Source organism: Lysobacter sp. cf310, from assembly GCF_900114355.1.
Taxonomy (GTDB): Bacteria; Pseudomonadota; Gammaproteobacteria; order Xanthomonadales; family Xanthomonadaceae; genus Lysobacter.
The window spans coordinates 305,461-317,215 of the sequence record NZ_FOSS01000005.1; the positions used below are offsets into that span (position 1 = coordinate 305,461).

Consider the following 11,755-nt stretch of genomic DNA (forward strand, 5'->3'; position numbering starts at 1 on the left):
CCGTTAACTGAAAGCTAACAATAGGGTCCCAGTTCCACCCTTACCGTTTCTGGCCTCATGCCGTGCCGGTTCCCCCTGTTCGTACCGGCCGGACCTGAATCCGCGACGCCCCAAACCGATGTTCATCGCCATCCCTTCCCGCGAAAAGGCACCCCTGCGCTGGGCCACCCCCCTGCTGTTCGCGGTGCTGTGGCTGTGTTTCATCGGCTCGGCCTTGCTGCCGGACACCGACGAGCGCCGCCTGATGCTGGAATGGGGCGCGCTCTCGGGCGGTCTGTCGACCCCGGCGGCCTGGTGGGACGCGATCCGCGACGGCAGCGGCCTGCGCCTGTTCAGCGCCCTGTTCCTGCACGCCGACTGGGCCCACCTGCTGGGCAACCTGGTGTTCCTGCTGATCTTCGGCCTGCCGGCGGAGCGCACCATGGGGCCCTGGCGGTTCCTGGCGCTGTTCCTGTGCGGCGGCGCGGTCGCCAACCTGGCCGCGGTGATCGCGATCGGCACGCCGGACCGTCTGATCATCGGCGCCAGCGGCGCGGTCTCGGCGCTGATCGGCGCCTACCTGGCGCTGTTCCCGGGCGCCAAACTCGGCGTGGTGGTGCCGCTGGGGCTGTTCCTGCAGTTCGTGAAGGTGCCGGCGCCGTTGCTGATCGGGGTCTGGGCGCTGCTGCAGGTGGTCTTCACCTTCATCGGCCCGGCCTTCGGCGCGGTCGCGTGGTCGGCGCATCTGGCCGGCTTCGCCTTCGGCGGCGCGTTCGCGCTGATCGCGCGCGCGGGCATCGCGCGGCGAATGCGGCGCCGGCGCGGCTTCTGAGGGCCGAGATTGGGGATTAGGGATTCGACACAGCAGTTCGATACCGTGCACTTGAGTTTCGGTGTTCTTCCCCCAGCTTGGATGCAGGTGCCCGCTCGCGCTTTTGCGAATCCCTAATCCCCAATCTCGAATCCCGGCTCCCATGGCCAAGACGCTCTACAAAGTCACCTTCCTCAACGCCGGCAAGGTCTACGAGCTGTACGCGCGGCACGTGGGCTCGGGCGCGCTGTGGGGCTTCACCGAAATCGGCGAACTGGTGTTCGACGTACACGAGGGCCTGGTCGTGGACCCGACCGAGGAACGCCTGCGCGACGAGTTCGGCAACACCCGCATGCTGCACCTGCCGATGCACAGCATCGTGCGCATCGAGGAAGTCGAGCGCAAAGGCCAGTCGGCGATCCGCGACGCGACGACCGGCGAGAAGGTGGTGACCCCGTTCCCGCTGCCGGCGAAACCGCGCTGACGCAGGCGGCTGCGCACGCCTGGCCCAGCGCCGCCTCAAAAGCGCAGGGAATGCTCGCTTTGCGCTTGCTTCGGCGATGCGCCGGCGGCGCCGCTGATCCGCGACGCCACACATCGGCCCAATGCTAGGCTGCTCGCCGGCCCCAGACGCGGCGCGCGACGATGAGCGACGGCGAACAAGTCAGCGGCACGATCCGCCTCAAGGACCTGAGCTTCGCCGTCGAGCGCGCGCAGATCGTCGGCTGGTTGTACGACGACGCCAGCGGCGAGGTCTGTTGGTCGATCGATGTGCACGGCAGCGCGCAGCGCTTCGGCGAAGGCGAGGTCCAGCAGGATCTGCGGCCGCACTTCTACGACGAAGTCATGCCGGCGCGGATCGACGATTGGCGCCGACTGGAAGGTTTCGCCTACGGCGTCGACCTCGAACGCGACGACGCGGTGGGCGACAGCCTGCCCAGTCTTTACCTCTGCTCGCATCTGAGCCTGCCACGCAGCGAACTGCGCCTGGGCGCACGGCGCGGCGCGCGCTTCGCCTTGCAGTGGCGCGGCTTGGCCGAGGCTAACTGGGATGAAGGCTACGGCGAGGGCATGCCGTTCCAGATCGACCTCGACATCCCGTTCGCGCATCAGGAAGTGCGCTACTGGCATCGCGGCGACGGCCAGGACTACGAAGGCGCCGCGCGCGAGGTCATGGCGCGGCGCGGGCTGTCCGGCGAACATCTGCGCTATCGCGATCACCGACGTTTCCGCGACGATCCCGCCGACGAGCACTACCGGCTGGTGCGCGCGTTCTTCGCTCCGGTGGAGTGAAACAGACGGCACCTCGCAACCGGAACGCCGCCGCATACGAAGACGCCCGGCTTGCGGCCGGGCGTCTTCGTATCGGATGCGGCGATTCGCTACCAACCGCGGCTGCGATGCCCGCGCGATTCCGCGCTCAGCGCTTGGTCGCGCCGTCGTCGGCCTTGGCCACCGCCGGCTTCTTCAGTTCCGCCAGCGCGGCCGCGATCGGCGCGTCGCCTTCCAGCACTTCGCCGGCATTGGTGCCCGGCGCGTCGTCGACGTCGCCGCGCAGATGGCCCGGCAGGCTGGCCTCGCTGTAGTTGGTGCGGCCGCCGTTGGCGGCTTCCTTGGCCGGATGCAGGGCGACGTCGGGCACGATGCCCAGGGCCTGGATCGATTTGCCGCTGGGCGTGTAGTAACGCGCGGTGGTCAGCTTGACCGAGTCGCCGTTGTCCAAGGGCAGCACGGTCTGCACCGAGCCTTTGCCGAAGGTGCGGCTGCCGACCACGCGTGCGCGGCCGTTGTCGCGCAGCGCGCCGGCCAACACTTCCGAGGCGCTGGCCGAACCGGCGTCCACCAGCACCACCACCGGCGCGCCGTCGATACGGTCGCCCGGGGTGGCGCCGAACTCGGCGTCGCTGATCGCGATGCGGCCGCGCGTGCTGACGATCTTGCCCTGCTCCAACAGGTCGTCGGCGATCTGCACCGCCGAGGTCAGCAGACCGCCGGGGTTGCTGCGCAGGTCGATCACCAGACCGTTGAGCTTGCCGCCGGCCTGGGTCTTGAGCTTCTCGATCTGGGTTTCGAAATCGGCGGCGGTGTCGGCCTGAAAGGCGCTGATGCGCGCGTAGCCGTAACCGGGCTCGAGCATGCGGCTGCGCACGCTGGCGACGCGGATGGTCTCGCGCGCCACGGTCACGTCGAAGGGCTTGTCGCGGCCCGCGCGCACGATGCTCAGCACGACCTTGCTGCCGGGGGCGCCGCGCAGCGGGCCGGAGCTGTCGCCTTCGTCGGCCTTGAACGGCTTGCCGTCGATGGCGATGATCAGGTCGCCGGCCTTGATGCCCGCGCGCGCGGCCGGGGTGTCGTCGATCGGCGAAATCACCCGCAGGGTGCCGTCGGGCTGGCGCTGCAGTTCGACGCCGATGCCGTCGTAGGCGCCGCGCGCCTGCTCGTCGAAATCGTCGGCGGCGACCTTGTCGAGGTAGACGCTGTGCGGATCGAGATCGAACAACAGGCCGCGTATCGCCGAGTGCATCAGCTTGCGGTCGTCGACCGGCTCGACATAGGCCTGCTTGACCGCGTTGTAGACCGCGACGTAGCGACGGATCTCGTCCAGCGGCACCTTGGATTCGGACTTGTCATCCTTGGTCTCGGCCTTGGCCGGCTTGGCCTCGGCGGGCGGCTCCTGCGCCGCCACGGGCAGGATCGCGCCGGCCAGCGCCAGCGGCGCCAGGCCCAGCAGCAGGGCTCGCGTCAGGCTAGGACGGGAGGACAGCGGATGACGCAGGCGCATGCATGGAGCTCCGTAACGGATACCGGTTGGACCGCGCGGCGCGATCGAGGTTCGGTCGCGGCGTGTGGTTCGAATAGGAACACGTTAGGCAGGGCCGCGGGAAGCTTTCGTTAACGGCCGGCGGGCGCGTTCAGGCGCGGTGCGGGGGACTTGTGACGGGTGGTGCAAATCCCCCTCAGCCCCCCTTTTCCAAAGGGGGAAGACCAGCCGTCGGCGGTGAAAGCGCCCTGCGATTCGGCCCCGCGACTCCCGACGCCGAAACCACGACCAGCGCCGCGCCCGCTTTCTCCCCCTTTGGAAAAGGGGGACTGAGGGGGATTTGCCCTTTGCGGCCTCAGCGCCGCAACCAAGTCGCCGGATTCACCGGCTGCCCGTTGCGGCGCAGCTCGAAGTACAGCGCCGGGCGGCCGTTGCCGCCGGAGCTGCCGACGGTGGCGACCGGGTCGCCGCGTTTGACGCGGTCGCCGACATTGCGCAGCAGTGCGTCGTTGTGGGCGTACAGGCTCATGTAGCCGTTGCCGTGGTCGACGATCAGCAACAGGCCGTAGCCGGTCATCCATTCGGCGTAGACCACCTGGCCGTCGCCGACCGCCTTGACGGTGGCGCCGGCGCTGGCGCCGATCAGCAGGCCTTCGCTGCCGCGCCCGTCGGGCATGGTGCCGCCATAGCCTGCCAGCAGCGCGCCCGAGACCGGCCAGCCGAGGCCGCCGACCTGCAGCGGCGCCGCGCTGGCGACCACCACCGGCTTGCGCGTGGGCGTGCTGCCGGCGGGCTTGCCGCTGTTCTGCGCGGCGCGCGCTTCGCGGGCCTCGCGCGCGGCCTTGGCCACGGCCGCGGCCTTGCGCTGCGCCTCGGCGCGCGCGGCGGCCTGGCGCAGCTTCTTGAGCAGATCCTCCAGGCCCTTGGCGTCGCGGCCGAGCGCGCGTTCGCGGCTGCTGCGGTCCTGGTATTTGCGATTGATCTGCTCGACCAGGCTGGCGCGGCTCTGGCGATCGTTCTGCAGCTGGCCCAACTGCGCGCGCTGCTGCTTGCGCGCGTTGTCGAGCTCGGAGCGGCGCGTCACGATGTCGCGCTCGACCGCGTCCAGTTCGGCGAGCTCGGTGCGCAACTGCTCGATCCGGCGTGCGCGGTCGCGTTGCACGTAGCCGTGGTAGGCGAGCATGCGGTTGGCGTCGGCGACCTTGTCCTGGGCCAGCATCACCTTCAAGGGCGCGTCGCCGCCTTGGGCGTAGGCGGCGCGCAGCAGTTGCGCCAGCTCTTCGCGCTTGGCGCCCAGAGTGCCCTGCAAGGTTTCGCGGCGCTGCTGCAGCTGCGCCAGCGAAGACTGCTCGCGCGCCAGGCGTTGCTCGGTCTCGCGCAGGCTGCGGTTGGACTGGCCGACCTTCTCGTCGGCCTCGCGCAGCTCGCGCGACGCGGCGCCGCGCTGGCCTTCGAGTTTGCGCCGTTCGTCGGCGACCGATTTGAGTTCGCTCTTGATGCGTTCGAGCTTGCGTTCGGCGTCGCGGCTGCTGTTCTGCGCCGCCGCCGGCGCGCAGGCCAGCAGCGACAACAGCAGCGCCACGGCGAACGCGCGCAGGTATGGCATCAGGCGACCGACCCGCCTTCCACCAGCAAACTGCGACCGGTCATCTCGTCCGGCTGCGGCAGGCCGAGCAGGTCCAGGATGGTCGGCGCGACGTCGCGCAGGGCGCCGCCGCTGCGCAGGCTGGCGCGACGCGGGCCCAGGTAGACCAGCGGCACCGGGCCGACGGTGTGGGCGGTGTGCGGCTGGCCGGTGGACGGGTCGCGCATCATCTCGAGGTTGCCGTGATCGGCGGTGATCAGCAGCGCGCCGCCGCTGTCGCGCACGGCCTGGGCGATCGCGCCGATCGCCACGTCCACCGCCTGCGCGGCCTGGATCGCGGCGCCGAGATCGCCGGTGTGGCCGACCATGTCGGGGTTGGCGATGTTGCAGATGGCGACGTCGATCGCGCCGGAGCGGATCGCCTCGACCAGCTTGGCGGTGACTTCCGGGCAGCTCATCTCCGGCTGCAGGTCGTAGGTGGCGACCTTGGGGCTGGGCACCAGGATGCGGGTCTCGCCCTCGTAGGGCTCCTCGCGGCCGCCGCTGAAGAAGAAGGTCACGTGCGCGTACTTTTCGGTCTCGGCGATGCGCAGCTGCTTGAGGCCGTGCTCGGCCAGCAGCTCGCCGAGGGTGTGGCGCAGGTCGTCGGGCGCGAACGCGACCGGCGCCGGCAGCTTGGCGTCGTATTCGGTCAGGCAGACGAAGCGCGACAGGCGCGGCTGGCGCAGTTCGTAGCCGGAGAAATTCGGATCGACGAAAGCGGCGGTGAGCTGACGCGCACGGTCGGCGCGGAAGTTCATGTACACCACGGCGTCGCCGTCCTGGATCGCGCGCGCGCCGTCGAGCACGGTCGGCGCCACGAACTCGTCGGTCTCGCCGCGCTCGTAGGCCTGCGCCAGCGCGGCCTGGGCGTCGCCGGTACGGTGCTCGCTGCGGGCTTCGACGATCGCGTCCCAGGCGCGGCGCTGGCGGTCCCAGCGCTGATCGCGGTCCATGGCGTAGTAGCGGCCGCTGACCGAGGCGATGCGGGCGTTGCCGACGCGGTCGCAGACGTCCTGCAGGCGCGCCAGGCTGGGCGCGGCCGACTTGGGCGGCATGTCGCGGCCGTCGAGGAAGGCATGCACGGCGACCTCGGCCACGCCTTCGCGGCGCGCCAGTTCCAGCATCGCGAAGATGTGCTGCTCGTGGCTGTGCACGCCGCCAGGCGAGAGCAGGCCCATCACGTGCAGGCGTCCGCCGGACGCCTTGGCCGCGGCGCAGGCCGCGCGCAGTTCGTCGTTGGCGTAGAAACTGCCGTCCTCGATCGCGGCGTCGACCCGGGTCAGGTCCTGGTAGACGATGCGGCCGGCGCCGAGGTTCATGTGGCCGACCTCGGAGTTGCCCATCTGACCGTCCGGCAGGCCGACGTGGCGGCCTTCGGTATGGATCAGGGTGTGCGGCTGGCTGGCCAGCAGCGCGTGCCACTGCGGCAGCTCGGCCTGGGCCAGGGCATTGTCGGCCGTCTCCTCGCGATGGCCCCAGCCATCCAGAATCAGCAGAACCACGGGATGGGGGCGCGCGGAGGGGGATGGCACGTCGCGTTTCCTAATGAATGGGCCGGAGCCGGCGTTGCGGTTGCCCGGGATTGTAGCGGAGCCGGCCGCGACGGCATTACGAAGGACACGCGCCGGTTTGTGCCGGATGCCTTAAACCTGTGCCATGCCCTGCGCATCAGATCTTACGAACCCACCCAACGGGAACTCCCAAGGACCCCGCCCATGACCCGCAACCGCTTCGCTCTCGCTCTCTCGCTGGCCCTGTCCGTAGCGGCCGCGCCCGTATTCGCCGCCGATCAGGACATCGACAAGGTCAACGGCAGCATCAACGTCGAAGCCGGTCAGACCTACGGCAACCTGGAAACCGTCAACGGCAGCATCCGTATCGGCGCCGGCGCCCGGGTCAAGAACGCCGAAACCGTCAACGGCAGCATCAACGTCGCCGAAAAGGTCCAGGCCGGCGGCCTGGAGACCGTCAACGGCAGCATCCGCGTCGCCAACCATGTGCAGATGGACAATGGCCTGGAGACCGTCAACGGCAGCATCTTCGTCGATCGCGGCGGCAACATCCGCGGCGGCGTCGAGACCGTGAACGGCTCGATCGGCCTGGTCGACACCGACGTGTCGCAGGGCATCAAGACCGTCAACGGCGACCTCACCGTCGGCGCCGGCTCGCACGTCAAGGGCGGCATCACCTACGACAAGCCGAATTTCCAGCTGTTCTCCAGCAATCGCCGCAATCCGCGCGTGATCATCGGACCCAACGCGCAGGTCGACGGCGCCCTGGTGTTCAAGCGCGAGGTCGATCTGTACGTGCATTCCAGCGCGAAGATCGGCGCGGTCACCGGCGCCACCGCCGTGCGCTATTCCACCGATACGCCGCCCAGCAAGTAAGCGCGGCGACGCTGAACGGCCCGGACCCGACCGCGTATTCACGATACCGGTCAGGTCCGCGGCCCGCGTCTGGACATAGAATCGGGATTCCGCCGATGTTGGCCGTCCCGGAGTTGCCATGTCCCGCACGCCGTTCCACCCCACTCACTGGTTGAGCGCCACCTCGGTGCTGGCCGCCGCGCTCGCCGCGACCGCCTGCAGCAAGCCGCCGGCCGAAGCGCCGACCGCCGCCGCACCCCAGGCCGCCGCGCCTGTCGCCGCCTCCGACCACGCCTTCGACGCGGCGATCAACGCCGCCGATTTCGCCGAGCACGTCAAAACCCTGGCCTCCGACGAGTTCGGCGGACGCGCGCCCGGCAGCGCCGGCGAGGAAAAGACCGTCCAGTATCTGGAAGCGCAGTTCAAGCGCCTGGGCCTGAAGCCGGGCAACGGCGACAGCTATTTTCAGACCGTACCGATGGTTCAGACCACGGCCGATGAATCCACCTCGCTCAAGCTCGACGTCAAGGGACAGGCGCGCGAGCTCAAGTTCGGCAGCGACATGGTCGTGGGCACGCGCACCGGCCAGTCGGAAGTGAAGGTGGACGCCAGCGATCTGGTGTTCGTCGGCTACGGCGTCAACGCGCCCGAGCAGAACTGGAACGACTACGCCGGCGTCGACGTGAAGGGCAAGACCGTGGTCATGTTCGTCAACGACCCGGGCTTCCACGCGCAGGACGCCAAGCTGTTCGAAGGCAAGCGCATGACCTACTACGGCCGTTGGACCTACAAGTTCGAGGAAGCCGCACGCCAGGGCGCCGCCGCCGCGCTCATCATCCACGACAGCGAAGGCGCGTCCTACGGTTGGGACGTGGTCAAGAACTCGTGGTCGGGCGCGCAGTTCGATCTGCCGGCCAAGGACGATCCGGAACCGCGTCTGCCGGTGCAGGGCTGGATCACCGGCGACGCCGCGCGCAAGCTGCTGGCCGACCTCGGCCAGGATCTGGACGCGCTGTACAAGGCCGCGGGCAAGCCCGGCTTCAAGGCGATTCCGCTGCAGGCCAAGGCCTCGATCGACCTCAAGAGCCAGATCAGCGAGAAGTCCTCGCGCAACGTGATCGCGCGCCTGGACGGCGCCAAGCGTCCGGACGAGGCCATCGTTTACATGGCGCATTGGGATCACCTGGGCGACCACGCCGACAAGGGCGGCCACGAAGGCCACGGTGCCGATGCCTCGGCCGCCGCCGTGGATACGATCTACAACGGCGCCATCGACAATGCCACCGGCGTGGCCGGCATCCTCGAGATCGCCGAAGCCTTCACCAAGCAGACCCCGCCGCCGGATCGCTCGCTGCTGTTCGTGGCGGTGACCCTGGAGGAGTCCGGCCTGCTCGGCTCCAAGTATTACGTCGCCCATCCGACCGTGCCGCTCAACAAGACCGTCGCGGTGATCAACCTCGACGCGATGCCGGTGATCGGCAAGGCGCGCGACATGACCGTGATCGGCTACGGCAGCTCGGAACTCGAGGACATCCTCAAGACCGTCGCCGGCGCCCAGGGCCGTACCTTGCACGCCGAGGCCACGCCGGAAGACGGCTTCTACTTCCGCTCCGATCACTTCAACTTCGCCAAGGCCGGCGTGCCCGCTCTGTACGCCAAGGGCGGCGACGACCTGATCGACGGCGGCACCGCGGCCGGACAGAAGGCCAACACCGACTACCGCGACCAGCGTTACCACAAGCCCGCCGACCAGTTCGACCCGGGCTGGAAGATGGACGGCGTGGTGCAGGACCTCGACGCGCTGTACGCGGTCGGCAAGACCCTGGCCGGCAACGAGCAGTGGCCGAACTGGTACGAGGGCAACGCGTTCCGCGCGGCGCACGATAAGTTGATGAAGCCGGCGGCGAAGTGACGCGGCTCGCGCCGCTGCGGTTCGTGCATGCTTTGACGGTGCGATCGGCAAGAAGCGCGAGCTGCGGCGAGTGTTGATCGCTGTACCCGGTGTTTGACAGAAGGGGCGCGAAAGCGCCCCTTCTTTCGTGGTGGACGGGCCTCCGAACGCCTGCCTCGGCGATGCCCGCCGCGCTTTTCCGCTAGGCTTCGCAACAACCTTCGCCGCGGAACCCCGTCATGACCCTGGCCCTCGCTTACTGGTGCGTGCTGTTCGCCGCGCTGCTGCCCTATCTGTGGGTGTACATCGCCAAGGCCAGCGGCCAGCGCTACAACAACCGCGATCCGCGCGGCTGGCAGGCGCGTCAGGACAATCCGCGCTCGATCCGCGCCAACGCCGCCCAGCTCAACGCCTTCGAGGCCTTCGCGCCGTTCGCGGCCGGCGTGGTGATGGCGCAGCTCACCGGCGTGGCCCATGCCCAGATCGCCGCGCTGGCGTTGGTGTTCGTGATCGCGCGCGTGCTGCACGGTCTGCTCTACCTGGCCGACAAGCACACCCTGCGCAGCCTGGTCTGGCTGGTGGGCTACGTCTGCGCGATCGCGCTGCTGGCCATGGCGGCGTTGAAGGCGGCCGCGATCGCCCCGATCTGATTCATGCCGGCGGATCGCTCCGCCGTTTCCCGTCGCAGCCGGGTCGATCGACCCGGCCGGACGCTACCGTAGCTTCGTCAAGGCTTGGGCAATGACTTCCGGCGTCACCGATACCGTCCGCGAGCTGGAATCCGGACTGCAGCACGACGGCTTCCGCTTCGTCGAGGCCGAGACCATGCGCGGCCTGCTCGAACGCGAGCGCCCGCTCGCCGACTGGCCGGCCTTCGCCGACAGTTGGAACGACCTGGGCCCCGACACCTATCTCGCCCGCCACGGCCGCGACCGCAAGCGCCGCTACGCGGTGTATTCCGCCGACACCGACGGCGGGCTACGGCGCGAAGCGCATCAGCCGCATTATCAAAGCCTGGATTACAACGCGCTGCAGGGCGACATCGAGCGCTGGTTCGAACCCATCCTGCCCGGGGTCGGAGAAAGCGACAGCCTGCTGCGCATCCTGGGCTTCTGCCGCGACTTCTACGGTGCGCTGGCGCCGGCGGTCAGCGGTTGGCATATCGAGGTGCATCAGTTCCGGATCGAGGCGCGCGTCGACCAGTCCGGCGAACCCACCCCGGAGGGCGTGCACCGCGACGGCGTCGACTATGTGCTGGTGCTGTTGATCGACCGCCAGAACATCCTCAGCGGCACGACCTCGATCCACGCCGGCGACGGCCGCGAACTCGGCAGCTTCACCTTGACCGCGCCCTTGGACGCGGCCCTGGTCGACGACAGTCGGGTTTTTCATGGCGTGACCGCGGTGACGGCGCAGGATCCGAACCTGCCCTCGCACCGCGACGTGCTGGTGGTGACTTTGCGGGCCAAGGATTCGGCTACGGCGCGCTGATTTTCGGCCTAGCTGATGCCCTAACTCAAAAATGCCGGTGCAAGCCGGCATTTTTTGTGCCCACGCATCCGTGTGGGAGCGCGTAAGCCGGTGTTTCTTGGGCGTGCTGCTTCCTGTGGGAGCGGCACCAGCGGGCGTTTCTTGGGTGCTGCTTCCTGTGGGAGCGGCACCAGCCGGCGTTTCTTGGGTGCTGCTTTCTGAGGGAGCAAGCAGCAGCCGACGTTTCTTGAGGTGCTGCTTTCTGAGGGAGCAAGCGCCAGACGGCAATTTCTTGGTCTGCTGCTTTCTGTGGGAGCGGCTTGAGCCGCGAAGTCAGTGAAGCGGCGGCGAGGTTCGGTGTGCCGCGATCGCGGCTGACGCCGCTCCCACAGGGCGGGATGCGGGCGTCTCGCGGCTCCGCAGCCTCCGGGTCTCGGCGCTAGGCAGGTTGCTGGCGTTGGCGCCCGCCCGCTTGGGGGTAGGAGCGGCGCAAACCGCGACCGCGACACTCCAAGCGACGTCTCTACCCCGCCGCCGTCGCGGTTGCTGCTTTCTGTGGGAGCGGCGTGAGCCGCGAAGTCAATGAAGCGGCGGCGTGGCTCGATGTGCCGCGATCGCGGCTGACGCCGCTCCCACAGGGCGGGGTGCGGGCGTCTCGCGGCTCTGCAGCCTCCGCGTCTCCGCGTCTCGGCGCTAGGCAGGTGGTTGGCGTTGGCGCTCGCTCGGCTTTGGGGTAGGAGCGGCGTGAGCCGCGACCAGGCGGCCACACCAACGCCGCTGTTTCATGTCAGACGCGGCCGTCGGAGTCGCGTCGCCGCTTGGTTGGCGCGGTCGCGGCTTGCGCCGCTCC

Annotated in this window: 9 protein-coding genes and 1 pseudogene; 7 read left to right on the forward strand and 3 right to left on the reverse strand. The window is 69.0% G+C overall.

What is annotated here, in order from left to right; translation table 11 throughout:
• The first annotated feature begins 118 nt into the window (after positions 1–118).
• The 3 genes from BMZ45_RS18645 to BMZ45_RS18655 all read left to right on the forward strand — a co-directional run bounded on the left by BMZ45_RS18645 (position 119) and on the right by BMZ45_RS18655 (position 2,083).
• Entirely contained in the window at positions 119–811 is a 693-nt protein-coding gene (locus BMZ45_RS18645) for a rhomboid family intramembrane serine protease (protein ID WP_091638023.1), read from the forward strand.
• A gap of 142 nt (positions 812–953) precedes the next feature.
• Entirely contained in the window at positions 954–1,274 is a 321-nt protein-coding gene (locus BMZ45_RS18650) for a DUF1820 family protein (RefSeq protein WP_091638024.1), read from the forward strand.
• 161 nt (positions 1,275–1,435) lie between these two features.
• Positions 1,436–2,083, forward strand: coding sequence for a hypothetical protein (locus BMZ45_RS18655; RefSeq protein WP_091638025.1), 648 nt, complete (start codon positions 1,436–1,438; stop codon positions 2,081–2,083).
• A 49-nt stretch (positions 2,084–2,132) separates the two neighbouring features.
• Here BMZ45_RS18655 and BMZ45_RS18660 read toward each other — a convergent pair.
• The 3 genes and pseudogenes from BMZ45_RS18660 to gpmI form a co-directional block, all read right to left on the reverse strand.
• Positions 2,133–3,572: pseudogene (locus tag BMZ45_RS18660) on the reverse strand (S41 family peptidase); the annotation flags it as partial.
• Positions 3,573–3,906: 334 nt separating this feature from the next.
• A complete protein-coding gene (locus BMZ45_RS18665) occupies positions 3,907–5,157 on the reverse strand; it encodes a murein hydrolase activator EnvC family protein (protein ID WP_091638027.1) in 1,251 nt (416 codons plus the stop codon).
• Complete coding sequence (gpmI, locus tag BMZ45_RS18670; protein ID WP_091638028.1) at positions 5,157–6,710, reverse strand: 2,3-bisphosphoglycerate-independent phosphoglycerate mutase; 1,554 nt, start codon at positions 6,708–6,710, stop codon at positions 5,157–5,159. The genes BMZ45_RS18665 and gpmI overlap by 1 nt, the downstream gene beginning before the upstream one ends.
• A gap of 183 nt (positions 6,711–6,893) precedes the next feature.
• Between gpmI and BMZ45_RS18675 the strand changes: the two genes are divergently transcribed.
• The 4 genes from BMZ45_RS18675 (at position 6,894) to BMZ45_RS18690 (ending at position 10,926) form a co-directional block, all read left to right on the forward strand.
• Positions 6,894–7,565, forward strand: a complete 672-nt coding sequence (locus BMZ45_RS18675; RefSeq protein ID WP_254776688.1) for a hypothetical protein — start codon at positions 6,894–6,896, stop codon at positions 7,563–7,565.
• Between the two features lie 118 nt (positions 7,566–7,683).
• A complete protein-coding gene (locus tag BMZ45_RS18680) occupies positions 7,684–9,456 on the forward strand; it encodes a M28 family metallopeptidase (RefSeq protein WP_091638029.1) in 1,773 nt (590 codons plus the stop codon).
• A 218-nt stretch (positions 9,457–9,674) separates the two neighbouring features.
• Positions 9,675–10,085 (forward strand): MAPEG family protein, encoded by a 411-nt coding sequence (locus BMZ45_RS18685; RefSeq protein ID WP_217643239.1) that lies wholly within the window; start codon positions 9,675–9,677, stop codon positions 10,083–10,085.
• 91 nt (positions 10,086–10,176) lie between these two features.
• Entirely contained in the window at positions 10,177–10,926 is a 750-nt protein-coding gene (locus BMZ45_RS18690) for a 2OG-Fe dioxygenase family protein (protein ID WP_091638030.1), read from the forward strand.
• Positions 10,927–11,755 lie beyond the last annotated feature (829 nt).